Source organism: Pseudomonas sp. B20 (assembly GCF_020515755.1).
GTDB classification, from domain to species: Bacteria; Pseudomonadota; Gammaproteobacteria; order Pseudomonadales; family Pseudomonadaceae; genus Aquipseudomonas; species Aquipseudomonas syringae.
In genome coordinates this window covers 285,224-311,413 of the sequence record NZ_JAHPJG010000003.1, presented here as the reverse complement: position 1 = coordinate 311,413, position 26,190 = coordinate 285,224, and the positions used below count along the sequence as shown (strand labels likewise).

Genomic DNA, 26,190 nt, shown 5'->3' with positions numbered 1-26,190 from the left:
CGTTCGTGACGCTCCGCGTCATGGATTCGCGCCGCCCCGCCCACTCAGGAGAGGACGCAGAGCGCCCAGTACGGCGTGACCACGATGGCGTTCTCCGGCCTCGACAGCGCTGGCTTACTCCAGATGCTCCGGCTTCACCGGGTCGCCTGACTTGGCTTGGAGTTTGTCGCGAATGTCCTTGAACATTAGGTCGTAGTCCTCGTGCTTGGCGATGGGCAGTGCGGCCGAGTTGGGCAAGCCGTGCCTTATTGCGATGCGACTCGCGTCGTGCGCGAAGTTGAAGGCGAGGTCACGGGGCAACTGGAATTGCTCTTCGAACGGCTTGCCATTGATTGCGCCCTGCATGGTGAAATGCATGGACGTGCCTTGCTTGGGATCTTCCTCCACGTTGTAGCGCAAGTGGATGTCATAGCTGATATCCGACGGTTGAAGCGCCACGTGGGTGAGGTGCAGATGGCCTGGCTCGTACATGAAGTGACTCCATCAAGGGGTGAGTGTGCTCAGTCAGACACTGACCGCGACAGGACGGTTCAGCTTTGCGCAGGGTGCCGTGCGCCGCATGCCTGCGCTCAACGGTCGATCTTGTCCGGTTCCGGCCTCGACCAGATCCATAGATTGCCCAGCGCCATCCCCGTGAGTGCAAGGTACAGCCACCAGGCATGGCCGATGAGGCTCAGCATCACCACGGCACAGACAAGCATGCTGAGGGTGGCGCTGATCTTGGCCTTGCGGGCGACCAGTCGGCCGTTACGCCAGTTGTACAGTATTGGCCCGAACACGCGGTGGTTTTCCAGCCAGGCGTTCAGCCGTGGCGAACTGCGTGTTGCCGCCCAGGCGGCCAGCAGAATGAACTCGGTGGTTGGCAGGCCGGGAACGAAGATCGCAACAATGCCTATGCCCAACGCGGTATAGGCGAGGATGCCGTATAAAAGGCGTGAAAGTCTTGAGCCGGGTGGTTTGTACGTCATGGTCTCTACAGGCAGGTTCGGGGAGCCCGGCCAGCTTAACAGCACCGGGCGCTTTTTCATGCCTGTGCCAGTTCTGTGACGGGAGCATGGGCGTAGGCGTGCTGCAGCAACACGTTGAAACGCTCGAATGCGGCGATGGCGCCGCGATCGAGCTCTGCTTCCTGTTCGGCGCTCAGTGGCATTTCATCAAGCGTCCGGACAAAGGCTTTCCAGCCGTCAGCCCGGCCCCCGGCAGGTTCACCCAAATGCCGCGCGCCGAAGTTGTCGCTCAGGTTCAAGGCTTGGGCACGTTTGATCAGGAATGCTGCGCCGAGCTTGGAACCCTCGGAGACGAACATCCAGCCGAGGGCTTCTGCGCTGCTCGGTTTTTGCACTGCACCCGCCACCGGCAGGGGAAGGTCGATGTTCAGATCGGCAAGGTCTGCCCTGGTCTGTTCGGCCCGGCAGCGTGCAGGCAGGTCGCCGATGATCGCCTGAAGCGCAGGGTCGCTGTACAGGTGTTGCAGTTCTGCCTGAAACAGGTACTGAGCAACTACGAAGCGCGAATAGCTGGCCAGGGTGTCAAACGGCGCATGGGCCTTGACCGCCTTGTCGAGCTGTTCGTGCGGCGCGTGGGTGATCTGGCTCAGGCGTTGCGAACGCCGAGTCGGTCGGTTCTGATCAAGGGGCATCGCAGTCTTCCTTGTTGAAAAAGGGCTTGTTGAATAGACGAATAGCCAGGCCTGAAAGCGTAAAAAAGCCTGCCGTCCGATGATTCAACGGCGGGCTTTCAGAGGCGCTCGGGCTCAGATGTCCCACACCACGTTGACGCTGAAATTGCGTCCCGGCTGGGTCAGGCGATCGAGGTTGGCGGGTGCGGTAACGCCGGCTTCTCCCACGCCGTCGTAGCCACGCACATCGTCCCAGCGCCAGTATTTTTTATCAGTCAGGTTGTACAGGCCTGCGTTGACGGTCACGTCATCACTGACCTTGTAGTAGCCGGTCAGGTCCAGAATGCCGAAGCCCGGTGTTCTGAACTGACTGGAGGTGCCATCCGGCGTGTGGAAGTTGCTGTCATCCACTCGGTTCTTGCGCTTGACCAGGGTCCAGCTCAACAGACCGCCATAGTGATCGCGGTCATAACCCAACCCCACGACTCCGGTCAGCGGGTTGACGCTGTTGAGCGGCTCGCCCGTGTCGTCGTTGCGGCCGTGCAGATAGGCGACGGAGGCCTGGCTGTAGAGGCCGTTCGGCGCACCCAGGCTGTCGAGGTTCAGACGGCCTTTGAGTTCGGCGCCTTTGAGGGTGGCGTGCCGGATGTTGTTGGACTGGAACGTGAGTTCGCTGTAGCCGGGTGTGATGGCGTCCTCGTTGATGAAGTCGCGGTACTTGTTGTAGAACACCGCGATGTCGAACGAGCCGGATTCGAAGCGACCGCGCAGCCCGGTTTCGTAACTTTTGCTCGTTTCGGGCTTCAGGTTCGGATTGGGCTCGACCACGTACCCGGCCGTCGGGTTTTCGAAGCGTCCGTAAAGTGACTTGGCCGAAGGCGTGCGGAAGCCCTCGGCATACTGGCCGTACCACGTGTAGGCATCGCTGAGTGCGTAAGTCACGCCCAGCTTGGGCGACAGGCGATGCCAGGTTCGCGTTTCATCGTTCGCCTGGCTTGGGTCGGTCAGGCTGACCGACCTGAGGAATTGCGAGGTGAATGTCGGATCAAGCCGGGTGTGGTCGTAACGCACACCGGGCAGGAAGGTCCAGTCATTCCAGCTGATCTGATCCTGCGCGAACAACGCGTAGCTGGTGATGGTCGGGTCGGGGAAATCACTCGTTGCGGCCAGCCGGTCGCTCGGGCTGTCTGCACCGACAGCGCGGCAGGAGCCGAAGACTCGCGCACAAGTGCCGCTGCCGCTGCGCAATCCGGTGACTTTCTGGCGCTTGATCGTTGTGCCATAGGTCAGCACGTGGTCGGTGCTGGCAACGGAGAATGCCTTGTCCAGCTGGGCATCGAACACCCACTGCTTTTCCTGATACTGCGTGTCGCGTTCACGAATGACATCGCGGGAGAACGGAAAGTAACGTTCCCGGGTGCTCTGATCGGTTTTCGCGATCTGATAGTTCAGGCTCCACTTGATGTTGTCGACCAGCAGGCTGTCGAGGGCGAAGCTGTTTTCGATCCCGAAGCGCTCGCGGGTGATGGTGTCGTTACCCTCGCGCGCCTGATACATCCCCAGACCGCTGCCGTTGGCGAATGGCCCGCCGACTGCGCTTTTCAGATTGCTGTCGCGGTCGTCCTTGTACTTTTCATAGGCCAGCGCCAGACGCGAACCGTCGCCGTAGTTCCAGCCCAGTTTGCCCAGCACGTTGGTGCTGCGCGCATCCTCAGGGTTGGCTTGCGTACGGCTCAAACCGGTACCGCCGGTGCTGCCATAGGATTCGGTTTCATGGCCATTGCGCTGGCTGAGGTGCAGCAAGCCGTCGAATTCGCCCTGACGGCCTGCGACCGTGGCCGAGTTGAGCCAGCTTTGGTCTGCCGAGATGTAGCCGGTTTTCAACCGTGCGCCGACATCCTTGTCGGGCTTGATGATGTCATCCGGGTCCAGTGTGTAGTAACTGACCACGCCACCAATGGCGCTGCTGCCGTAGAGGGCCGAAGCGGGACCGCGGAGGATTTCCACGCGCTTGACGATCTCCGGGTCGACATGGTTGCGGTGAGTTTGCGCATAAGGACCGGTAAAAAAGCTGTCGGGCACCTCGACGCCGTCGACCTGAGTCAGGATCCGGTTGCCGTCGATACCGCGGATGTTATAGCCGGTCGTGCCCGCACGCTGGCCTGCGCCACCCACCGAAACTCCCGGCTCGTAGCGCACCAGATCGCGGATCGTGTTGATGTTGTCGCGGTCCAGTTCCTCACGGGTATGTACGCTGACAGTGCTCGGCACTGAGGTGACATCCTGGGCCTGGCGTGTGGCGCTGACAGTGATCTGATCCAGCGCCATGACGCCAGCGGTGGGGGCGCGTTTTTCCAGCACGACGCTGTTGTTGCCCAGATTGCGGTAGCTCAGCGAGCTGCCGGAAAGCATGCTGTCCAGCGCCTGCGCGGCGCTCAGTTCACCGCTGGCCCCCGGGGAGATGACGTTTTGGGCCAGGCCCGCCGACATGCCCACCTGCCAGCCGGTCACGCGGCTGAACTCGTTCAGCGCCGACACCAGAGGTTGCTGACTGATCGAGAACGGGTAGGTGCCCGCCGGGCGGGCCGCATGTGTACTTTCACTGGCAGCACTGGCGTTTGCCACTTGCAGACTGGCGCCCAGTACCGCAATCGTCAGGAGAGAAAGCGTAAGCCTTGCGCGTTGTCGGGCGACAGGCGTGAACGTGGATGACATCGGTAGCGCTCCCTGGGGTGTTGCTCGTCATAGTGTTTACAAGCTGCTTCAAAATGAGAATCAGTTGCATTGGCTATGACTAGACGAACGGGCAGTCGCTATCGAGTAAAAAAACTTTCCTTCAGTTGAGAATCACCAGTGCGGGCATTTCATGAATGCTTGCCGACGTGATCTGCGCCAGCGAACGCACCACGTCGAGCGGGTTGTCCAGGCGGTAGTTGCCGGTGACGGCAACACGGTCCAGTTGTGCATTGGTGCTGACGATCCAGCCTGGATAGTAACGGCGCAGCTCAGCCAGTACGTCGCTCAGCGGGGAATTGTTGAAGATCAGTCGGCCCTGCACCCAGGCCAGGTCCCGGACCGGGTCAAGCTTTTCACGCTGCCCAAACCCGTCAGGCCCCACGCGAACGCTGTCTCCAGCGCCGAGACTGAGGCTGGAGTCACCATGGGTGGCATGCACGTCGACCGCGCCGCGTTGCACGTGTACCTGCGCGACACCGTTCAGATAGCGCACCGAAAACGCGGTGCTGTTGGCGCTCATGCGCACCGGACCGGCTTCGATTTCCAATGGCAGCCCTGGCTTCGGCGTGACGTCGAAGAAGGCTTCCCCCTGATACAAGCGGGCAGAGCGCTGTTTTTCCCCGACCTGACTGGAGAACGCCGAATCAGTATTGAGCAGCACCTTCGAGCCGTCCGTCAGTTCCAGGCGCTGGCGTTCACCGACGACCGTCAGATGATCGGCCTGCAGGCGCAAGGGCAGATTGCTGAAGCTGAACAGCCCCAACAGCAGCACCGCTGCAGTGGCCAGAGGTTTCCAGTGGGGAAGGGCACGCTGCCATGCCGAGCGCTTGCGCGGTGGTGCGATGTTTTCGGCTGCGTGCCGAACCGGCTGCGAGCTCCAGAGCGTCCGGGCTTTCTCGAATGCGCGGGCATGTTCAGGGTCGGCATTCAGCCATTCCTGAAAACGCGCCTGCAGTGCATCGTCTGCGCCTTCCAGTTCGATCAGCCAGGTCAGGGCCTGATCCATTGCAGCGTTGCTCAACACGTCCTGCGCGATCGCGTGCGGGCGTTCTGTTTTCGGGGCCACGATGTTCCTCGGCAATCCTGAAACTGTATCGATATGAGTCTGGCAGCGTGCGGCAGGGTTCAGGGCGGGTCAAGCCTGGAAAGGACGCCTATGCAGATCGCCATGATCAGTTTCAATTCTTTTTGTACGGTACTGGCAGAGACCTGTAACTGCTCGGCAATTTCCAGATAACTGCGGCCATCGAGACGGCTGAGGGTAAAGATTTTCTGCTGGCGCGGGCTCAGCGTGCTCAGACTGGCGCTGAGGTTTTCCAGCAGGCGCTTGGCATGTGCAGCATCTTCGGGCGAGCCCAGCTGGGCCACGACATTTTCGAGCCGTGCAGGCGACACGTCTTCGAGCATGGTCCGGCCGTGGATGCGCCGCGCACGCAAATGATCCAGCGCCAGGTTGCGAGCGGTCTGGAAAACGAAGGGTTCAAGATGAGCGACCGGATGTTCGGTCAATGCACGGCTGACGCGCAGCCAGGTTTCCTGAAGCAGGTCTTCAGCAGCGCTTTGATTGCCAACCATGCGTTGCAGAGTGCGTAACAGAACCGGGCGCTGGGCCAGAAACACGTTGTTGAAGTCTGAGTGCGACACGGAGGAGACCGACCGGAGATTCGAGCAAATGATAATGCTTCTCATCTTCAGGGCGGGTCAAGCCTGGATCTGTAAATATTTGTCCGCCAGACGCTCGCTAAAGATCGAAGGCGCATGCCCGGACCTGCATGCCCACGCAGTGCATGGGCATGAGAGCAGGTACTTGGCTGGACGGTCCTTTACTGCGCGTTATGCAGTGCCAGGCAGTTGTCGAGCATGCGATTGGAGAACGCCCATTCGTTGTCGTACCACGACAGTACCTTGAGCAGCTTGCCGCTGACCTTGGTGTGGTTGGCGTCGAAGATCGACGACAGCGGGTTGTGGTTGAAGTCGTGGGAGACCAGCGGCAGCGTGTTGTAGCCGAGCACTTTGGAGTGCTGACTGGCTTCTTTCATCAGCGCGTTGACTTCATCGACGGTGGTTTCGCGCTTCAGGGTCACGGTCAGGTCGACCAGCGAAACGTTGATGACCGGTACGCGCACAGCCATGCCGGTGAGTTTGCCTGCCAGTTCCGGCAGCACCAGACCTACCGCTTCGGCAGCGCCGGTCTTGCTCGGGATCATCGATTGCGTGGCCGAGCGGGCGCGGTACGGATCGGTGTGATAGACATCGATCAGGTTCTGGTCGTTGGTGTAGGCATGAATGGTGGTCATCAGGCCGTTTTCGATACCCAATTCGCGATGCAGCACTTGAGCGACCGGGGCCAGGCAGTTGGTGGTGCACGAGGCGCTGGAGATGATCTGGTGCGACTGGCGCAGCGTGTCGTGGTTGACACCATAGACGATGGTGGCATCGGCACCGCTGGCTGGCGCGGAGATAATCACCTTGCGGGCGCCGGCGGTGAGGTGCGCAGCAGCCTTGTCGCGGCTGGTGAACAGACCGGTGCATTCGAACACCACGTCGATGTCCTGCGCTTTCCACGGCAGCTCGGCCGGATTGCGAATGGCACTGACCGAAATACGGTCACCATTGACGGTCAGGCTGTCCTTGTCACACTCGACCGTGCCGCTGAAAGGGCCGTGTACGGTGTCGAAGCGCAGCAGGTGTGCGTTCATTTCGCTGTCGCCAAGATCGTTGATGGCGACGACCTGCAGGTCCTGACGGTAGCCTTGGGTATACAGTGCGCGTAGGACGTTGCGGCCGATTCGGCCAAAACCGTTGATTGCGATACGAAGAGTCATACAGCCGTCCTTCTGAATTTGTTGTTGGAATTACAAGATTATTCTCATAGAAATAGAAAACAAGCCTTTTTAGTGGCAATATTTTGTTTTATCTACAACTACAAGCCTGAAAGGCACTCCCAGTTGATCGAGATCAGGGTTTTGCTCCCTGACAGTCACTGCTCGAAAACCGGAGCCGTCTTTACGGGTGACCTTAGACGTTAGCCTGGAGTTCATCACATGCATCCCCGCGTCCTTGAAGTAACCGAGCGTCTCATCGCCCGCAGTCGCGATACCCGTCAGCGCTACCTTCAATTGATTCGCGGCGCAGCGAGCGATGGCCCGATGCGCGGCAAGCTCCAATGCGCCAACTTTGCCCACGGCGTCGCTGCCTGCGGCCCGGAAGACAAGCAAAGCCTGCGTCTGATGAACGCCGCCAACGTGGCCATCGTCTCTTCCTACAACGAGATGCTCTCGGCGCATCAGCCCTACGAACACTTCCCAAACCAGATCAAACAGGCTTTACGTGACATTGGTTCGGTCGGTCAGTTTGCTGGCGGTGTGCCGGCCATGTGCGATGGCGTGACCCAGGGCGAGCCGGGCATGGAGCTGGCCATTGCCAGCCGTGAAGTGATTGCCATGTCTACCGCGGTTGCCCTGTCGCACAACATGTTCGACGCCGCGATGATGCTGGGCATCTGCGACAAGATCGTGCCCGGCCTGATGATGGGCGCGTTGCGGTTCGGTCATCTGCCGACCATTTTCGTGCCCGGCGGGCCGATGGTTTCAGGCATCTCCAACAAGGAAAAAGCCGACGTACGGCAGCGGTATGCGGAAGGCAAGGCCACCCGTGAAGAGTTGCTCGACTCGGAAATGAAGTCGTATCACGGTCCGGGAACCTGCACCTTCTACGGCACCGCCAACACCAACCAGTTGGTGATGGAAGTGATGGGTATGCACCTTCCGGGTGCTTCGTTCGTCAACCCCTACACACCCTTGCGTGATGCACTGACCGTCGAAGCGGCTCGCCAGGTGACGCGTCTGACCATGCAGAGCGGCAGCTTCATGCCGATCGGCGAGATCGTCGACGAGCGCTCGCTGGTCAATTCCATCGTTGCGCTGCACGCGACAGGCGGCTCGACCAACCACACCCTGCACATGCCGGCCATTGCCCAGGCCGCGGGCATTCAGCTGACCTGGCAGGACATGGCCGATCTGTCGGAAGTGGTACCGACCCTCAGTCACGTCTACCCCAACGGCAAAGCCGATATCAACCACTTCCAGGCGGCAGGCGGCATGTCGTTCCTGATTCGCGAGCTGTTGGCTGCGGGTCTGCTGCACGAAAACGTCAACACCGTGGCCGGCTACGGCCTCAGCCGTTATACCAAGGAGCCGTTCCTGGAAGACGGCAAACTGGTCTGGCGTGAAGGACCGCTCGAAAGCCTCGATGAAAACATCCTGCGCCCGGTTGCCCGTCCGTTCTCGCCGGAAGGTGGTCTGCGGGTCATGGAAGGCAACCTGGGCCGTGGCGTGATGAAAGTGTCCGCCGTGGCTCCGGAGCATCAGATCGTCGAAGCGCCGGCCAAGGTGTTCCAGGATCAGAAAGAGCTGGCCGATGCCTTCAAGGCGGGCGAGCTGGAGTGCGATTTCGTCGCCGTGATGCGCTTCCAGGGGCCGCGCTGCAACGGCATGCCCGAGCTGCACAAGATGACGCCGTTTCTGGGTGTCCTTCAGGATCGCGGGTTCAAGGTCGCGCTGGTCACAGATGGGCGCATGTCGGGCGCCTCGGGCAAGATCCCGGCGGCGATTCATGTCTGCCCGGAGGCGTTCGATGGTGGCCCATTGGCTCTGGTGCGTGATGGCGATGTGATTCGTGTGGATGGTGTAAAAGGCACGTTACAAGTTCTGGTCGAAGCGTCAGAATTGGCCGCCAGAGAACCGGCCATCAACCAGATCGACAACAGTGTCGGCTGCGGTCGCGAGCTTTTTGGATTCATGCGCATGGCCTTCAGCTCCGCAGAGCAAGGCGCCAGCGCCTTTACCTCTAGTCTGGAGACGCTTAAGTGAAGTTGGCCCTGGTCGGTGATATAGGCGGTACCAATGCACGTTTTGCCATTTGGGAAGACGACACGCTGCATTCTGTCCGGGTGTTCCCGACCATTGACTACGCGGGCCCGGAGAAGGCCATCGAAGTCTATCTGCAGGACCTGGAGCTGCAGCGCGGCGATATCGGTCATGTATGCCTGGCGGTGGCCGGGCCGGTGGATGGCGATTTTTTCCAGTTCACCAATAGCCACTGGCAGTTGAGCCGCAAGGCCTTCTGCGCCGACCTGCAGGTCGATGAACTGCTGCTGATCAACGACTTCACCGCCATGGCGCTGGGCATGACCCGGCTCAAGGACGATGAATACCTGACCTTCTGCCACGGTGTCGGCAAGCCTGATCGGCCGCGCGTGGTGGTGGGGCCGGGGACCGGGCTGGGCGTCGGTACGCTGATCAAACTCGAAGGCAATCGCTGGATGGCGTTGCCGGGTGAGGGCGGTCATGCCGATCTGCCCATCGGCACCGCACGTGAGGCGCTGCTGTGGACGCGGCTGATGGCCGAGCACGAGCATGTCAGCGCCGAAGTCGTGCTCAGCGGTGCCGGCTTGCTGTTGCTGTATCAGGTCAGCTGCGCGCTGGACGACATCGAACCGGTGCTCAAATCGCCTGCGGCAATCACCACCGCTGCGCTCTCGGGCGACCCGGTAGCGGCGGCTGTGCTGGAACAATTCTGCGTGTTTCTCGGCAGAGTGGTCGGCAACCATGTGCTGGCCCTGGGCAGCCTCGGCGGGGTTTATATCGTCGGTGGCGTGGTGCCGCGCTTCACTGAGTTCTTCATCAACAGCGGCTTCAAGCGCGCCATGGCCGAGAAGGGCGTCATGAGCGACTATTTCAACGGCTTGCCGGTGTGGCTGGTCACGGCCGAATACCCGGGCCTCATGGGTTCAGGCGTGGCTCTGCAACAGGCGTTTGCTGCGCAGATCTGAGCGATATGGCATAACAACAAGAATTCACAGCCAGACAAGGACGCTTCAACTTGAGCCCAGTCAGTAAATCGATCCTGTTGGTGGATGACGATCAGGAAATTCGCGAGTTGCTGGACACCTACCTGAGCCGCGCCGGTTTTCAGGTGCGTACGGTGGGCGATGGCGCGGATTTCCGTCGGGCGTTCAATGATGAGCCAAGCGACCTGCTGATCCTTGACGTCATGCTGCCCGATGAAGACGGTTTCAGCCTGTGTCGCTGGATCCGCCAGCATCCGCGTCAGCCGCATGTGCCGATCATCATGTTGACCGCCAGTTCGGACGAGGCCGACCGGGTCATCGGTCTGGAACTGGGCGCCGATGATTACCTCGGCAAGCCGTTCAGCCCGCGTGAGCTTCAGGCACGCATCAAGGCGCTGTTGCGACGTGCCCAGTTCGGCCAGGAGCGTCCGGGTGGCGATGTGATCCTGTTTGATGAGTGGCGACTGGACATGGTCAGCCACAGGCTGTTTCACAATGACGGCGAAGAGGTGATTCTGTCCGGCGCCGACTTCGCACTGCTCAAACTGTTTCTCGACAACCCCCAGCAGATCCTCGACCGCGACACCATCGGCAATGCCACACGTGGGCGTGAGTTGATGCCGCTGGAGCGCATCGTCGACATGGCGGTCAGTCGCCTGCGTCAGCGTCTGCGTGACACCGGCAAGTCACCGCGTCTGATCCGCACCATTCGCGGCAGTGGTTACCTGCTGGCCGCAAACGTCAACTCGCAAGCGGGCAACGGCTATTAAACCGACAGGGGCAGGCACGAAGAGAACCGGCCTGCCGCTGCCGCGCTCGTTGTTGGGGCGTATGTTGCTGCTGACCTTGCTGGCGGTTTCGCTGGCTCAGGCGCTGTCCAGCGTGATCTGGCTGTCTCAACTACGTGCCACGCAGATGGAAGGCCTGGTGACCAGTGCGCGCAGCCTGGCGTACTCGATGGCGGCCAGTGTCAGCTACTTTCGCTCATTGCCGCTGGCCTACCGGCCCATGGTGCTCGACCAGTTGCGCAGTATGGGCGGCACACGGTTCGTGGTGTCACTCAACGATCACCCGCTGGATATGCAGATCATGCAGCCCACCCCTCGCAAGCAGGCGGTGCTGGACGTGGTGGGCGAGGTGCTGCGCCAGCGTCTGGGTAGTGGGCCGGACATCACCGTATGGTTCGCGCGGCCCGAAGAACTGCGCATCTTCAACAGCGGCCTCAAGCTCGACGAGCTGCCGCGTTCCTGGGCGCATTACGCGCTGACACTCGAGCCGGTGAACCCGCCGGTGCTGGTCACGCAAATCGAAATGGCGCCTGGCGAGTGGTTCTACATCGCCTCGCTGCTGCCCGAGCCCTACACCTCGCTGGAGGAGCAGGAACTGCCTCTTCAGCAGGTCTCGTTCATTGTCCTGACCAGCGCATTTCTGCTGTTGTTCATCGGCTTGCTGGTGCACTGGCAGAGCCGTCCGCTGAAACGTCTGGCGCGCGCCGCACGGGACATGTCGCTGGGCGCGGACGTCGAACCTGTGGTCGAGGGCGGCGGCAGCGAAGTCATCGAGGTCAGCCGGGCGTTCAATGCCATGCGCACGCGGATCAGTCGCTACCTGACCGAGCGGGGGCAGTTGTTCAGTGCCATTTCCCATGATTTGCGTACGCCCATCACCCGTTTGCGCTTGCGGGTCGAGCTGCTCGAGGATGAGCAACTGCAACGCAAATTCAGTCGCGACCTGGACGAACTGGAGCTGCTGGTCAAGGGCGCGCTGCAGTGCGTCAAGGACACCGATATCCATGAAAATATCGAGCCGGTGGACCTCAATGCGCTGCTTGAATATCTGGTCGAGCCCTGGTTGCTCGCTGATGGCAATGGGCGTGTCACGCAGCAGGGCAAGGCACACGCTGCCTATTCAGGCAAACCGCTGGCGCTCAAGCGCTGCATCGGCAACCTGATCGACAACGCGCTCAAATACGGTGACCGCGCACACCTGAAAGTCGAGGATGATGCTCATGCGTTCGTGCTGCATGTCGATGATGAAGGCCCTGGCGTTCCCGAGCAGCGTCTCGAGCACGTTTTCGAACCGCATTTCCGCCTGGCCGGCAGTCAGCAGCAGGGCTATGGCCTCGGCCTGGGCATCGCCCGCAACATTGCCCACAGTCATGGCGGCGAAGTCAGTCTGCAAAACCTGCGTGACGGGGGGCTGCGGGTAACGCTGTACCTGCCGAGAACTGCGGAATGACGCACTGGGCAGTGTCTTTTGGCTAGAGATTGCGCAGGGATTTCATTTGTCACCATCCTGTGACAATCGCGCGTCCCTTCGTTACTGTTGCCGCGTCAGGCTTGGTTAGACTCCCACGAAGCGCAAGCACCAGACTTGCTCATGCATAACAACAAGAAAGGTCAATTCGATGAATTCCATGTCACGTCTCGCTGTTGTCATCTCTCTCGCTTCGTTGTTCCCTCTGAGCGCTAACGCCGCTGAATCCAAAGGCACCGTAGAAGTCGTGCACTGGTGGACGTCGGGTGGCGAAAAGGCTGCAGTCGATGTTCTGAAAGCTCAGGTTGAAAAGGACGGCTTTACCTGGAAGGACGGCGCCGTTGCAGGCGGCGGTGGCTCCACGGCCATGACCGTGCTCAAGAGCCGTGCCGTTGCTGGCAATCCTCCCGGTGTGGCCCAGATCAAAGGCCCGGATATTCAGGAATGGGCCTCTACCGGCCTGCTCGATACCGATGCGCTGAAAGAGGTCGCCAAGTCCGAGAAGTGGGACTCCCTGCTGGACAAGAAAGTCTCCGACACCGTGAAGTACGACGGTGATTACGTAGCAGTACCGGTGAACATTCACCGCGTCAACTGGCTGTGGATCAACCCTGAAGTCTTCAAGAAAGCCGGTATCGACAAGGCGCCTGCAACGCTCGAAGAGTTTTACGCGGCAGGCGACAAGCTGAAAAAAGCCGGCTTCATCCCGCTCGCCCACGGTGGCCAGCCTTGGCAGGACAGCACCGTCTTTGAAGCTGTCGTGCTCTCGGTGATGGGCGCTGACGGCTACAAGAAAGCTCTGGTCGATCTGGACAACGGCGCGTTGACCGGCCCAGAAATGGTCAAGTCGCTCACCGAACTCAAGAAAGTCGCGACCTACATGGATGCCGACGGCAAGGGCCAGGACTGGAACCTGGAAGCTGGCAAGGTCATCAATGGCAAGGCCGGCATGCAGATCATGGGTGACTGGGCCAAGAGTGAATGGACCGCAGCCAAGAAGGTCGCTGGCAAGGATTACCAGTGCGTAGCCTTCCCGGGCACCGAAAAAGCCTTTACCTACAACATCGACTCGCTGGCGGTGTTCAAGCAGAAAGACAAGGGCACGACTGCCGCACAGCAGGATCTGGCCAAGGTCGCCATGGGCGAGGACTTCCAGAAGGTCTTCAGCATCAACAAGGGTTCGATCCCGGTTCGTGAAGACATGCTGTCCGACATGAGCAAATACGGTTTCGACTCGTGTGCGCAAACCGCTGCGAAGGACTTCCTGGCTGATTCGAAAACCGGTGGTCTGCAGCCAAGCATGGCGCACAACATGGCAACTACGCTGGCAGTGCAGGGCGCGTTCTTCGATGTGGTGACCAACTACATCAATGACCCGAAAGCTGATCCGGCCGAAACAGCCAAAAAGCTGGGCGCTGCGATCAAGTCTGCCAAGTAATTCGTTCTGAACCGCCTTTAACCGTCGTCCGCAGTGTTGAAATCCCTGGTTGATTTCACCTGCGGCTGCGGCCTGGATTCGATACACCGCATGGGATACTCCCGATGAGCTCTGTCGCTGCGAACAGCAAAGCCTCGCCAATGGATGCGCTGCAACGCTGGCTACCAAAACTGGTGCTGGCCCCCAGCATGTTCATCGTGCTGGTGGGTTTCTATGGCTATATCCTCTGGACATTCGCACTGTCGTTCACCAACTCGACGTTCCTGCCTTCCTATAAATGGGTCGGTCTGGCGCAATACGCGCGTCTCATGGACAACGATCGCTGGTGGGTGGCAAGCAAGAACCTTGCGGTCTTTGGCGGGATGTTCATTGCAATCAGCCTGGTGATCGGGGTCCTGCTGGCCGTCCTGCTGGACCAGCGGATTCGTCGCGAGGGCATGATTCGTACTATCTACCTGTACCCGATGGCGCTGTCGATGATCGTCACCGGTACTGCCTGGAAGTGGTTGCTCAACCCAGGCCTGGGCCTGGACAAGATGTTGCGCGACTGGGGCTGGGAAGGTTTCCGTTTCGACTGGCTGATTGACCAGGACCGCGTGGTGTACTGCCTGGTCATCGCCGCGGTATGGCAGTCCTCCGGCTTCGTCATGGCGTTGTTTCTGGCAGGTCTGCGTGGCGTCGATCAGTCGATCATTCGCGCGGCCCAGATGGATGGCGCGAGTTTGCCGATGATCTACTGGCGCGTCGTGCTGCCAAGCCTGCGTCCGGTGTTCTTCAGTGCCGTGATGATTCTCGCGCACATTGCGATCAAGAGTTTCGACCTGGTAGCCGCGATGACCGCCGGTGGCCCCGGTTACTCATCCGACCTGCCGGCGATGTTCATGTATTCGTTCACCTTTAGCCGCGGCCAGATGGGCATGGGTTCTGCCAGTGCGATTCTGATGCTCGGCGCGATCCTGGCGATTCTGGTGCCGTATCTGTATTCCGAGCTGAGGACCAAACGCCATGACTAGTCATGTTGGCAAACCGGGCATCAGCTTAAGTCGTGTTCTGATTTACGCCGTGCTAATGCTGGCCTGTCTGATTTATCTGGTGCCGTTGGTAGTGATGCTGTTCACCAGCTTCAAGACACCCGAAGACATCGGCACCGGCAACCTGTTGAGCTGGCCGAGCGTAGTGACTGCAATCGGCTGGATAAAAGCCTGGGACCTGGTCGATGGTTATTTCTGGAACTCGATAAAAATCACTGTTCCGGCCGTGATCATCTCCACCGCAATCGGCGCGCTCAATGGCTATGTGCTGTCGATGTGGCGCTTCAAGGGCTCGCAGCTGTTCTTCGGTCTGTTGCTGTTCGGTTGCTTTCTGCCGTTTCAGACCGTCCTGCTGCCGGCATCCTTCACACTGGGCAAGATGGGCCTGGCCAACACGACCACCGGGCTGGTGTTTGTTCACGTGGTCTACGGACTGGCATTTACCACGCTATTCTTCCGTAACTACTACGTCAGCATTCCCGATGCGCTGGTCAAGGCTGCACGACTGGACGGTGCCGGTTTCTTCACCATCTTCGGGCGCATCATTCTGCCGATGTCCACGCCCATCGTGATGGTCTGCCTGATCTGGCAATTCACCCAGATCTGGAACGATTTCCTGTTCGGCGTTGTGTTCTCCAGCGGCGATTCTCAGCCGATCACCGTGGCCCTGAACAATCTGGTCAACACCAGCACAGGTGCCAAGGAATACAACGTTGACATGGCGGCGGCGATGATTGCCGGCCTGCCGACACTGCTGGTCTACGTACTGGCTGGCAAGTATTTCCTGCGTGGGCTCACGGCCGGCGCGGTCAAGGGGTAATCATGGCGACTCTCGAATTACGCAACGTCAACAAGACCTACGGCAGCAACCTGCCGGACACACTCAAGAACATCGACCTGTCGATCAAGGATGGCGAGTTTCTGATTCTGGTCGGTCCATCGGGCTGCGGTAAATCCACCCTGATGAACTGCATTGCCGGTCTGGAAAACATCAGTGGCGGTGAGATTCTGATCGACGGCCAGGACGTCAGCGGCACCAGCCCCAAGGACCGCGACATTGCCATGGTCTTTCAGTCCTACGCCCTGTATCCGACCATGAGCGTGCGTGAAAACATCGCGTTCGGGCTGAAGATCCGCAAGATGCCGCAAGCCGACATCGACGCTGAAGTGGCGCGCGTTGCCAAGCTGTTGCAGATCGAGCACCTGCTCAATCGCAAGCCGGGCCAGATGTCCGGTGGCCAGCAACAGCGTGTCGCGATGGGTCGTGCCCTGGCACGTCGACCGAAGATCTACCTGTTCGATGAGCCGCTGTCCAACCTCGACGCCAAGTTGCGCGTCGAGATGCGTACCGAAATGAAGTTGATGCATCAGCGCCTCAAAACCACCACCGTTTATGTGACCCACGATCAGATCGAGGCCATGACGCTGGGTGACAAGGTGGCGGTGATGAAGGACGGTATCGTCCAGCAGTTCGGTACGCCCAAGCAGATCTACACCGATCCGGCCAACCTGTTCGTCGCCAGTTTCATCGGTTCGCCGCCGATGAACTTCATCCCGCTGCGCCTGCAACGCAAGGATGGCCAGTTGATCGCTGCGCTCGACAGTGGCCAGGCACGTTGCGAACTGCCGGTGGGCGTGTCCGATGCAGGCCTTGAAGATCGAGAAATCATTCTCGGTATTCGCCCTGAACAGATTATGCTTGCCGGCGCTGAATCGACCGGGCTGCCGACCATTCGCGCGGAGGTCCAGGTGACCGAGCCGACCGGTCCGGATACGCTGGTGTTCGTCACGCTCAACCAGAGCAAGGTCTGCTGTCGCCTTGCCCCGGATGTCGCGCCCCAGGTGGGCGAGAGCCTTACCCTGCAGTTCGATCCTGCCAGAGTGCTGATTTTCGATGCTCAGAGCGGTGAGCGTCTTGGCGTGCTGGGAGCGCGGCAGGCGGCCGAACGGGAAAACAATGTGTCACCGGTCGAGCCGCAAGTGATAAATTGATTCAGCAACGAGCATCGCTGGCTGGCCGTTGGCTGCCAAAACGCACGGCCGACCAGCGAACACAGGGCAGTGAATGAAGCAACACGTTTACCAAAGCTAATAACAATAAAACGAGGATTGATGGGATGAAGAAGATCAACAAAGGTAAATCGCTTTCCCGGCTCCAGTTGGTATGCAAGCTGTCGGCGTTGGGTGCGATGGGTCTGGCAGGCAGCGTTCACGCCGCCGAGCCATTTGCCGCAGATTCACCCTGGATGACGGGTGACTGGGGTGGCAAGCGCACCGAGTTGCTGGACAAGGGTTACGACTTCTCGCTGGAATACGTTTCCGAGATGGCCAGCAACCTCAAGGGCGGCTACAACGACGACACCACCGGTCGTTACAGCGACCAGTTCGCGCTGGGCATGAAAGTCGATTTGCAGAAAGTTCTCGGCTGGCAAGACGCAGAGTTCAAGCTGGCAATCACCGAACGTAGCGGTCGCAACATTTCCAATGACCGTATCGGCGATCCTCGCGCCGGTACACTCAGCTCCTCCCAGGAAGTCTGGGGCCGTGGTCAGACCTGGCGCCTGACCCAGATGTGGATCAAGCAGAAGTACTTCGACGGCGCGCTGGACGTCAAGGCCGGCCGTTTCGGTCCGGGCGAAGACTTCAACAGCTTCCCGTGCGACTTCCAGAACCTGTCGTTCTGCGGCTCGCAGGTCGGTAACTACGTAAGCACCTGGTACAACTGGCCGATCAGCCAGTGGGCGTTGCGCATCAAGTACAACATCACGCCTGAAGTCTATGCACAGGTCGGTGTGTACGAGCAGAACCCGTCCAACCTTGAAACAGGCAACGGCTTCAAGCTCAGTGGCAGTGGCACCGAAGGCATGATTTTGCCGGTCGAACTGGTCTGGACGCCATCCTTCAACTCGTTGCCCGGTGAGTACCGCGTCGGTTACTACAAGAGCACGCCGAACGCCAATGACGTCTATGAAGACGTGAATGGTCAGCCGCAGGCTTTGACTGGCGCAGCGTTCAAGTCGCACAGCAGCAAGCATGGCTGGTGGGTCGTGGCTCAGCAACAACTCACCACTCATGACGGCGATGCGTCGCGCGGCCTGAGCATCTTTGCCAACGCCACCGTGCATGACAAGGCGACCAACTTCGTCGACAACTACCAGCAGATCGGTTTCACGTACAAAGGTCCGTTCAACTCGCGTCCGAAAGATGACATCGGTATCGGTATCGCCCGTATCCACGTCAACGACGATGTGCAGGATCGCGTGCGTCTGGCCAACCAGATCAGCGGTATCAATGACTACGACAACCCTGGCTACCTGCCGGTCCAGAGCACTGAGTACAACTCTGAAATCTACTACGGCTTCCATGTCACCAACTGGCTGACCGTGCGTCCCAACCTGCAGTACATCAAGCATCCTGGTGGCGTAGATCAGGTTGATGATGCGCTGGTAGCGGGCATCAAGATCCAGTCGAAGTTCTGATTATTGACTGACGCGTAACGCGATCAAGGGTCGTGTGTGCTTTGCGGGCAGCCTGGCTGCCCGTTTTTTTATGGCTTGATCCTTTTATTTTTCAGGGACGCGATTGGCGATGACCACTCACGACGCGCAACTGCCTGAACATCCCTTGCAACGCTTCTTCCGATCCCGACGTGCCAGACCGACTTTCGAGTGGGAGCGCCATCAGCTGCGCGATGTACTGGTCATCGACCACCCGCAGTGTCAGGCCGTGTTCAGTCGCCAGGGCGCGCAATTGCTGCATTTCCAGCCGCATGGCCAGAAACCCTGGCTTTGGTGTGCCGCGCAGTGGCCGCAGGTGGGGGCCATTCGTGGAGGCGTGCCGGTCTGCTGGCCGTGGTATGGCCGGCATCCCGGCGAGAGCGGCTGGCCGGCGCACGGCTGGGGGCGTTTGCTGGACTGGAAACTGATCGACAGCAGTGAGAGTGAGGAGGGTGTAAGCCTGCACTGGCGCCTGCAACTGTGGGACTGGCAGGTCGATCTGCATGCTGAACTGGGGCAGGGCATGGAACTGCGTCTGAGCACGCGTCACGAGGACAGCGAACCGTGTCACTTCAGCCATGCGCTGCACGCGTATTGGCGGATCGGCGATGTGGCTGAAGTCGCGCTGGAGGGACTCGACGGCGCACAGGGTTATGACGAACTCAGCCGAAAAGCCTGTCAACAACAAGGCGAACTGCGCGTGGCAGGCGCCTGCCAGCGCGTATTCGAACACGCCGGCGCCGTACAGCTCCAGGACCCGATCTGGCAGCGCAGGCTCAACATCGACACCGGCGACAGCACCAACACCGTCGTCTGGCACCCCGGCAGCAGACCGCTCCTCGGCGTATGCGGCAGCGAAACCACAGGCTTCGTCCGCGTCGAAGCCGCCTCAGGCTCCGGCGACACCTTCAGCCTGCGGCCCGGAGAACAGGTGCAGCTCAAACTGCAAGCCAGCCTGGCAGGGTGAGTTGCAGATGACGCAGAGCGTCGGCACGATAGTCAACGACACCCAGTCAGCCCTGATCCTCGATCGGATAACGGCTGTCATTCAGACTTTCCTTGATCTTGCGCAAATGCGGCTGAAAGTCGACACCGCGGCGCAACGTCATACCCGTGGCCAACACATCGAGCACCGTCAACTGAATGATCCGCGACGTCATCGGCATATAAATATCCGTGTCTTCCGGCAGAGGAATATTCAGACTCACCGTACTGGCCTGGGCCAGCGGCGAACCGGCTGCCGTCAGGCCCAGCACCGACGCGCCGTTGGCCCGCGCGATACGCGCCACCTCCACCAGCTCACGGGTACGCCCCGTATACGAAATGATTACAAACAACTCGCCGGTATGCGCCACCGACGCAATCATCCTCTGCATCAGCACATCGGCATGCGCCGTCACCGCCAGATTGAAACGGAAGAATTTATGCTGCGCATCCAGAGCCACCGGCGCCGAAGCACCCAGCCCGAAAAAATGGATCTGCCGCGCCTGGATGAGCATGTCCACAGACTTGCTGATCAAGGCCGGGTCCAGTTGCTGGCAGGCGCTGTCCAGTGAAGCGATGGCACTGCCGAAAATCTTCTGGGTATAGGCCTCCGGATTATCATCCGCTTCCACCGCACGGCTGACATAAGCCGCGCCGCTGGCCAGGCTCTGGGCCAGTTGCAGCTTCAATTCCGGATAGCCGCTGACACTGAACGAACGGCAGAAGCGATTGACCGTCGGCTCGCTGACCTTGGCGGCCTGGGCAAGCGCTGCAATGCTCAGCCGCGTGGCCATCTGCGGGTTGAGCAGGATGACCTCGGCCACTTTACGTTCGGCCTTGTTCAGCTCGTCGAGTCGGCCCTGGATTTGCTCCAGGAGGTTTCTTACGCGGTCCATTCAAAGTCCTTGTCGGGGCTGATTTACCAACGGTTTTGTCTCGGGCTTTTATTAGCCCTTTAGCCTGTAGCAAAGGTGGCCTATCGTACTGAGGGCCTGTGTTGATCACCACTGGAATATGCTTTCAGGCAGAATGTTGTGGTTATTACTACATATGGCCTTGAGTAACGCCTTTAAAAAAGGTATTTGTAGCCTAACTTGATAAAAGAACCAACATTATGCCCTTGATTACGGTTGAACCGTGCACATTTGCCCTGTTTGGTGCCCTGGGGGACCTGGCGGTACGCAAGCTGTTCCCGGCTCTTTATCAGCTTGATCGCGCTGGACTGCTGCATGAAGACACGAAAATTCTTGCCCTGGCGCGTGAGCCAGGCGACGAAGAGTCGCATCTGGCGTACATCGAAAAATCCATGCGCCGCTTCATTCCCGAGACGGAACTGGAGCCGGACAACCTGAGCCGCTTTCTGGCGCGCCTCAGCTATCTGCATGTCGACTTCCTCAAGGCCGAGGACTACGTCGCCCTTGCCGAGCGCGTCGGCAATGCCGAAACCCTGATCGCCTATTTCGCCACACCGGCCTCGGTCTACGGCGCTATCTGCGAGAACCTGGCGTCGGTCAACCTCGCCGAGCGCACGCGTGCCGTACTGGAAAAACCCATCGGCCACGACCTGGCCTCTTCGCGCCGGGTCAATGACGCCGTCGCGCAGTTTTTCCCGGAAAACCGCGTTTATCGCATCGACCACTATCTGGGCAAGGACACGGTACAGAACCTCATCGCTCTGCGCTTCGCCAACAGCCTGTTCGAAACCCAATGGAACCAGAACCATATTTCCCACGTGGAGATCACGGTGGCCGAGAAGGTCGGCATCGAGGGCCGTTGGGGCTACTTCGATCAGGCCGGCCAGTTGCGTGACATGATCCAGAACCACCTGCTGCAGCTGCTCTGCCTGATTGCCATGGACCCGCCAAGCGACCTGTCGGCCGACAGTATCCGTGACGAGAAGGTCAAGGTGCTCAAGGCATTGGCACCGTTCACCCCGGAGCGTCTGGCGACCCAGGTGGTGCGCGGCCAGTACACCTCCGGCTACAGCGAAGGCAAGGCGGTGCCTGGCTATCTGGAGGAAGAAAACTCCAATACCCAGAGCGATACCGAAACCTTCGTCGCGTTGCGTGCCGACATCCGCAACTGGCGCTGGTCGGGTACGCCGTTCTATCTGCGCACCGGCAAACGCATGCCGCAGAAGCTGTCGCAGATCGTGATCCATTTCAAAGAGCCGCCGCACTACATCTTCGCGCCTGAACAGCGTTTGCAGATCAGCAACCGCCTGATCATCCGCCTGCAGCCTGACGAAGGCATTTCCTTGCAGGTGATGACCAAGGATCAGGGCCTGGACAAGGGCATGCAGCTGCGCAGCGGTCCCTTGCAACTGAATTTTTCCGACACCTACCGCAGCGCTCGTGTCCCCGACGCTTATGAGCGGTTGTTGCTGGAAGTCATGCGTGGCAATCAGAACCTGTTTGTCCGCAAAGATGAGATCGAGTACGCCTGGCAATGGTGCGATCAGTTGATCGCTGGCTGGAAGAAGGCGGGCGACGCGCCCAAGCCTTACCCGGCTGGAACCTGGGGGCCGATGAGCTCCATTGCCCTGATTACTCGCGACGGGAGATCCTGGTATGGCGACATGTGACCTCAAGCTGCCGGCAGGGCTGGTAGCACACGATTTCGACACAGCGCAACAACTGGCCGATGCACTGGCTGCAAATGTCGCCGAGCGCCTGAAACAGGCGATCAGCGAGAACGGTCTGGCGACGCTGGTGGTGTCCGGTGGACGCAGCCCGGTCGCCTTCTTCCAGCGTCTGGCGGCACAGCCGCTGGAGTGGTCGAAGGTCGTGATCAGTCTGGCGGACGAGCGCTTCGTGCCGACCGAACACGCCGACAGCAATGCCGGCCTGCTGCAGCGCCACTTGCTGCAGGGGCCTGTGGCGAAGGCGAAGTTTCTCGGCCTGTACAGCGTGGCGGGCAGTGTCGAGGAAGCCGCACAGGCTGCCGATCAGGCACTGGCCGAGCTGCCACCCATCGATGTACTGATTCTGGGCATGGGCGACGATGGGCATACCGCATCGCTGTTCCCCAACAGCCCGAATCTGAGCGAAGCCCTTGACCTGCAAGGCGAGCGCCGCTGCCTGCCCATGCTCGCACCGAGCGTGCCGCACCAGCGCCTGACCCTGACCCGCCGCCTGTTGGCGTCGGCACGTTCGCCGATTCTGTCGGTGTCCGGTCAGGCCAAACTCGACACCCTGCGCACCGCGCTGGCAGGCGATGACCTCGCCGAGATGCCGGTACGTGCCTTTCTCAACCCGTCTCTCGAGATTTACTGGTGCCCATAAGCCCCGATAAGCCCCACAAACAAAGGAACCGTCGCCATGACACAGAATGAAAATAATCAGCCGCTGACCAGCATGGCGAACAAGATTGTCCAGATCGACGAACTCTGCGCAAAGGCGAAGATTCTGCCGGTGATCACCATCGCCCGTGACCAGGACGTACTGCCGCTGGCCGATGCACTGGCCGCTGGCGGCATGACTGCGCTGGAAGTGACCCTGCGCTCGGCGTTCGGCCTGAGCGCCATTCGTATCCTGCGTGAACAGCGCCCCGAGTTATGTGTGGGCGCAGGGACCATCCTGGACCGCAAGATGCTGGCTGACGCTGAGGCGGCGGGTTCGCAGTTCATCGTCACCCCTGGCAGCACGCAAGACCTGCTGCAAGCTGCGGTCGACAGCCCTTTGCCGCTGTTGCCGGGCGTCAGCAGCGCTTCGGAAATCATGATCGGTTACGCCATGGGCTATCGCCGCTTCAAGCTGTTTCCGGCTGAGATCAGTGGTGGTGTGGCAGCGATCAAAGCCCTGGGCGGGCCGTTCAATGAGGTGCGTTTCTGCCCAACGGGTGGCGTCAACGAGCAGAACCTCAAGAGCTACATGGCCCTGCCCAACGTTATGTGCGTGGGCGGCACCTGGATGATCGATAACGCCTGGGTCAAGAATGGTGACTGGGGCCGTATTCAGGAAGCGACTGCGCAGGCAATGGCGCTGTTTGACTGATTTTCAGGATTTCGGCGTCAGCCCCTGCGGCTGATTCCGACAAGGAAGTTGTTGTTGGTTGTATGGCTTTTCGGTGCTCCCTGGTCCGGAGCACCGGTTTTTTCTCCCCGGACCGTCTCTTCGCTTTTACCCTTTGTCCTTGAACGACTGACGTGGACGCGTACGCAGCGGGTCCAATAGCGCGCCAAGGCCGTTGTGATCGATTTCCTGCATGAGCGCCAACAAACCTCCCAGCTCTCCTTTGGGAAAGCCTTCCCGCGCAAACCAGTTCAGGTAATTCCCCGGTAAATCAGCGATCAGCCGGCCCTTGTATTTGCCGAACGGCATTTCCTGTGTCACGAGCAACTTGAGTTTTTCCGGATTCATTCGCGATAAGCCTGCGTTTCTCTCTCAGCCCGTACGATACGTGCATTCTGCATGCAGGCCAAACGGCCGATCATGCAGAAGTCACGAACGGTAAATTGTGAAAATTTCGTAAGTTGTTGATTTTAAACAATTATTTTCATATCAAAAACTGGCACGGTGTCTGCAATTACCTATACATCGAACACTTTCGTATCAACCTGCCATTAGGAAATTATCAAATGACTGATATCAACAAAGAAACGATCTCTATCCTGAATGACCTGATCGAAACCAGCAAAGACGGTGAAGAAGGTTTCCGTACCAGCGCAGAACACGCAAAAAGCGCTCAGGTAAAATCGTTCCTTGCAAACCGCTCTACTGAAGTGGCTGCAGCCGTCCGTGAACTGCAAGCTGAAGTAACCGCACTGGGTGGCAAGCCTGAAGATTCTTCCAGCGTATCTGGCGCACTGCACCGCGCGTGGGTCAACCTGAAGTCGATGGTTACTTCCGACGACGACAAGGCTGTACTGGAAGAAGTCGAGAAAGGTGAAGACGTTGCCAAGAAGGCTTATCGCGAAGCGCTGGAAAAAGCTCGTGCCAAGAACGTTTCCCCTAACGTGATTGCTTTGATTGAAAAGCAGCAGGCTGGCGTTCTGGCCAACCACGAAAAAGTTAAAGCACTGCGTGATGCAGCCCGCGCCGCATCGTAATTCGATGCCTCAGCGGTAACTGAAAAAACGCCAGCCAGTCTGGCGTTTTTTTATGCCTGAAGGCAGCCCCTCAAACTTGATCCATCACCTTTCGGGCAACCGAACTGCGGTACTCGACCCGGTTACGCCCATTGTCCTTGGCCTGATACAGCGCCTTGTCGGCCACCCCGAAAAATGCCTCCAGTTTGTCGCCTTGGCGAACGAACTCCGAAGCGACCCCGATGCTCACAGTGATGGGATGCTCGGCATTCCTGAACAGAGGCAGTGACTCTGCGGCCTTGCGGATTTTTTCCGCGATCAGCATGGCGCCCGGCAAGTCTGTTTCCGGCAGTACCACCACGAACTCTTCGCCGCCATAGCGTGCAATCCGGTCGCCTGGACGGCGGATGCAATATGAGATGGTCTGCGCAATCAGACGCAGCGCCTCGTCCCCGCCCTGATGGCCATGACGCTCATTGAATGCCTTGAAATGGTCTACGTCGATCATCAGCAATGACAGCTGTTTGCCAGAGCGTTGCGCTCGCGCCCACTCAATTTCCATGGCTTCGTCAAGCTGACGGCGGTTATCGAGCCCGGTCAGACCATCTGTCGCGGCCAGGCTGGCCAGTGCATCTTCGGCACGGTGGCGTCTTCTCAGTTCGCGACACAGCAGCCAGGTCAGCCACAGAATGCCCAGACACAAGACGCTGGTGGCCGAGCCGACCAGCCAGGCGTTGCGCCGCCAGACGGCATACACCTCATCCTCTGACTGCCCGATGACGACGATCAGCGGCAGGTTGCCGACTCTGGAGAAGGTATACAGCCGGCGAGCGTTCAACTGCGTCGACATCGCGGCAAAGCTGCCATCGCCTTCCTGAAGAATCCGCTGAAAGTTGGGGCTGTGGCTGTAATCTTTGCCGATCAGTTCCTGGCCTTCCATTTCCGGGTAGCGAACGACCAAAATGCCTGAGGTATTGATCAGGTTGATGCTGCTGTCAATGCCCAGATTCTGGCTCATGAACAGGTGCTTGAAATACACCAGACGCATCTCTGCGCTCACAATCCCCATGAACTCGCCGTTGGGCCCTGATAGGCGGCGGCTGAAACTGATACACCAGTCCTTGTAGCCCCAGCGAGTCTTGTACGGTGCACTGACGTGTAGCGTCAAAGAGCGATCTACGGCATGGTCCTTGAAATAGGCACGGTCAGAAAAGTTGTCGTGTCGAGGGGTGACAGACAAAGAATCAGCCAATAGTTCGCCGCGGTTATCGAGCAATACCAGATCGCCCTTGTAAGAGGCGGCAGTGGCGCGATCGAACAGAACAAGTTGGCGCAGTTCAGGTGACAGTTGCTGGAGGTCCGGACGCTGCCACGCGCTGATCATGCCTTGCAGTGAAGAGTCGTAAAGTTCTGCGTTACGCATGACGTCGGCATCGATCAAACGCACGATATTGGACGCTGCGCGTGCTGCTGTCTGTGCTGCGTCGTCGCGCTCCTGGGCCAGTAGAGACGCCACGATCGCCAGAATGGCGAGCATTGAAACCGAGCTGCCAAAAATCAATATCAGCTCCGGACGGGTCCATCTGAGCCGGGCTCGCCGAGAAAACGCAAACACCATCATCGGTTGTTCTACCTGCAGACGAATGATTCTTGATAATCGGTTAATAAAATTATCATTTATTTGGGGAACTTATTGGCGCGTGTATAACACGCTCCTTATAGCCTCATATGAATGGAATGTGAATAAAGC

General features: G+C 59.3%; 24 protein-coding genes. 14 read left to right on the top strand and 10 right to left on the bottom strand.

The annotated features are described in order from the left end of the window. Window positions 1–114: 114 nt before the first annotated feature. From LIX91_RS05195 to gap, 7 genes are all read right to left on the bottom strand, one after another. Window positions 115–471, bottom strand: a complete 357-nt coding sequence (locus tag LIX91_RS05195; protein WP_226488057.1) for a DUF5064 family protein — start codon at window positions 469–471, stop codon at window positions 115–117. 98 nt (window positions 472–569) lie between these two features. Continuing rightward, on the bottom strand, window positions 570–1,028 hold the full coding sequence (locus LIX91_RS05190) for a YbaN family protein (RefSeq protein WP_003341801.1): 459 nt from the start codon (window positions 1,026–1,028) through the stop codon (window positions 570–572). Beyond that, entirely contained in the window at window positions 1,025–1,639 is a 615-nt protein-coding gene (locus LIX91_RS05185; protein WP_226488056.1) for a biliverdin-producing heme oxygenase, read from the bottom strand. The genes LIX91_RS05190 and LIX91_RS05185 overlap by 4 nt, the downstream gene beginning before the upstream one ends. A 114-nt stretch (window positions 1,640–1,753) precedes the next feature. After that, window positions 1,754–4,333, bottom strand: a complete 2,580-nt coding sequence (locus LIX91_RS05180) for a TonB-dependent receptor (RefSeq protein ID WP_226488055.1) — start codon at window positions 4,331–4,333, stop codon at window positions 1,754–1,756. A gap of 121 nt (window positions 4,334–4,454) precedes the next feature. Then, on the bottom strand, window positions 4,455–5,420 hold the full coding sequence (locus LIX91_RS05175) for a FecR family protein (protein WP_103695951.1): 966 nt from the start codon (window positions 5,418–5,420) through the stop codon (window positions 4,455–4,457). Between the two features lie 59 nt (window positions 5,421–5,479). Further along, on the bottom strand, window positions 5,480–5,998 hold the full coding sequence (locus tag LIX91_RS05170; protein WP_003415260.1) for an RNA polymerase sigma factor: 519 nt from the start codon (window positions 5,996–5,998) through the stop codon (window positions 5,480–5,482). A gap of 179 nt (window positions 5,999–6,177) precedes the next feature. Next, on the bottom strand, window positions 6,178–7,179 hold the full coding sequence (gene gap, locus LIX91_RS05165) for a type I glyceraldehyde-3-phosphate dehydrogenase (RefSeq protein WP_003408944.1): 1,002 nt from the start codon (window positions 7,177–7,179) through the stop codon (window positions 6,178–6,180). Between the two features lie 219 nt (window positions 7,180–7,398). On the opposite strand from gap, the gene edd reads away from it, so the two are divergent. The 10 genes from edd (at window position 7,399) to LIX91_RS05115 (ending at window position 19,394) form a co-directional block, all read left to right on the top strand. Beyond that, the gene (gene edd / locus LIX91_RS05160) at window positions 7,399–9,225 is read left to right on the top strand and encodes a phosphogluconate dehydratase (protein WP_003415262.1); all 1,827 of its coding nucleotides are present in this window, start codon (window positions 7,399–7,401) and stop codon (window positions 9,223–9,225) included. Then, window positions 9,222–10,187 (top strand): glucokinase, encoded by a 966-nt coding sequence (locus LIX91_RS05155; RefSeq protein WP_226488054.1) that lies wholly within the window; start codon window positions 9,222–9,224, stop codon window positions 10,185–10,187. The genes edd and LIX91_RS05155 overlap by 4 nt, the downstream gene beginning before the upstream one ends. Before the next feature lie 50 nt (window positions 10,188–10,237). After that, complete coding sequence (locus LIX91_RS05150; RefSeq protein WP_003408952.1) at window positions 10,238–10,975, top strand: response regulator; 738 nt, start codon at window positions 10,238–10,240, stop codon at window positions 10,973–10,975. A 61-nt stretch (window positions 10,976–11,036) separates the two neighbouring features. Next, window positions 11,037–12,443, top strand: coding sequence for an ATP-binding protein (locus LIX91_RS05145; RefSeq protein WP_103695952.1), 1,407 nt, complete (start codon window positions 11,037–11,039; stop codon window positions 12,441–12,443). Window positions 12,444–12,612: 169 nt separating this feature from the next. Further along, a complete protein-coding gene (locus tag LIX91_RS05140) occupies window positions 12,613–13,899 on the top strand; it encodes an ABC transporter substrate-binding protein (RefSeq protein WP_046271731.1) in 1,287 nt (428 codons plus the stop codon). A 104-nt stretch (window positions 13,900–14,003) separates the two neighbouring features. After that, on the top strand, window positions 14,004–14,912 hold the full coding sequence (locus LIX91_RS05135; protein ID WP_003314048.1) for a carbohydrate ABC transporter permease: 909 nt from the start codon (window positions 14,004–14,006) through the stop codon (window positions 14,910–14,912). Next, window positions 14,905–15,750 carry a carbohydrate ABC transporter permease gene (locus LIX91_RS05130; RefSeq protein ID WP_032702641.1) on the top strand — a complete coding sequence of 282 codons (846 nt, stop codon included), beginning with the start codon at window positions 14,905–14,907 and terminating at the stop codon, window positions 15,748–15,750. Before LIX91_RS05135 ends, LIX91_RS05130 begins: the two co-directional genes overlap by 8 nt. A gap of 2 nt (window positions 15,751–15,752) precedes the next feature. Further along, on the top strand, window positions 15,753–16,922 hold the full coding sequence (locus LIX91_RS05125) for an ABC transporter ATP-binding protein (RefSeq protein ID WP_003415273.1): 1,170 nt from the start codon (window positions 15,753–15,755) through the stop codon (window positions 16,920–16,922). A 125-nt stretch (window positions 16,923–17,047) separates the two neighbouring features. After that, on the top strand, window positions 17,048–18,409 hold the full coding sequence (locus LIX91_RS05120; protein ID WP_003408960.1) for a carbohydrate porin: 1,362 nt from the start codon (window positions 17,048–17,050) through the stop codon (window positions 18,407–18,409). 109 nt (window positions 18,410–18,518) lie between these two features. Further along, window positions 18,519–19,394, top strand: a complete 876-nt coding sequence (locus LIX91_RS05115; RefSeq protein WP_226488053.1) for a D-hexose-6-phosphate mutarotase — start codon at window positions 18,519–18,521, stop codon at window positions 19,392–19,394. A 46-nt stretch (window positions 19,395–19,440) separates the two neighbouring features. Here LIX91_RS05115 and LIX91_RS05110 read toward each other — a convergent pair whose 3' ends face one another. Beyond that, window positions 19,441–20,307, bottom strand: a complete 867-nt coding sequence (locus LIX91_RS05110; protein ID WP_002552324.1) for a MurR/RpiR family transcriptional regulator — start codon at window positions 20,305–20,307, stop codon at window positions 19,441–19,443. A gap of 218 nt (window positions 20,308–20,525) precedes the next feature. Here LIX91_RS05110 and zwf point away from each other — a divergent pair, with 218 nt between their 5' ends. From zwf to LIX91_RS05095, 3 genes are read left to right on the top strand one after another with little or no spacing between them, the layout of a single operon-like run. Beyond that, a complete protein-coding gene (zwf, locus tag LIX91_RS05105; RefSeq protein ID WP_011266836.1) occupies window positions 20,526–21,995 on the top strand; it encodes a glucose-6-phosphate dehydrogenase in 1,470 nt (489 codons plus the stop codon). After that, complete coding sequence (gene pgl, locus LIX91_RS05100) at window positions 21,982–22,695, top strand: 6-phosphogluconolactonase (protein ID WP_003408965.1); 714 nt, start codon at window positions 21,982–21,984, stop codon at window positions 22,693–22,695. The genes zwf and pgl overlap by 14 nt, the downstream gene beginning before the upstream one ends. Before the next feature lie 36 nt (window positions 22,696–22,731). Then, on the top strand, window positions 22,732–23,406 hold the full coding sequence (locus LIX91_RS05095; protein ID WP_003314057.1) for a bifunctional 4-hydroxy-2-oxoglutarate aldolase/2-dehydro-3-deoxy-phosphogluconate aldolase: 675 nt from the start codon (window positions 22,732–22,734) through the stop codon (window positions 23,404–23,406). Between the two features lie 126 nt (window positions 23,407–23,532). On the opposite strand, the gene LIX91_RS05090 is transcribed toward LIX91_RS05095, so the two are convergent. Beyond that, a complete protein-coding gene (locus LIX91_RS05090) occupies window positions 23,533–23,772 on the bottom strand; it encodes a DUF3820 family protein (RefSeq protein ID WP_226488052.1) in 240 nt (79 codons plus the stop codon). Between the two features lie 218 nt (window positions 23,773–23,990). Between LIX91_RS05090 and LIX91_RS05085 the strand changes: the two genes are divergently transcribed. Beyond that, window positions 23,991–24,461, top strand: coding sequence for a PA2169 family four-helix-bundle protein (locus LIX91_RS05085; RefSeq protein ID WP_226488051.1), 471 nt, complete (start codon window positions 23,991–23,993; stop codon window positions 24,459–24,461). A gap of 70 nt (window positions 24,462–24,531) precedes the next feature. Here the strand turns inward: LIX91_RS05085 and LIX91_RS05080 are convergent, their stop codons facing one another. Continuing rightward, window positions 24,532–26,061 carry a sensor domain-containing diguanylate cyclase gene (locus tag LIX91_RS05080; protein ID WP_063313482.1) on the bottom strand — a complete coding sequence of 510 codons (1,530 nt, stop codon included), beginning with the start codon at window positions 26,059–26,061 and terminating at the stop codon, window positions 24,532–24,534. Between the last annotated feature and the right edge of the window lie 129 nt (window positions 26,062–26,190).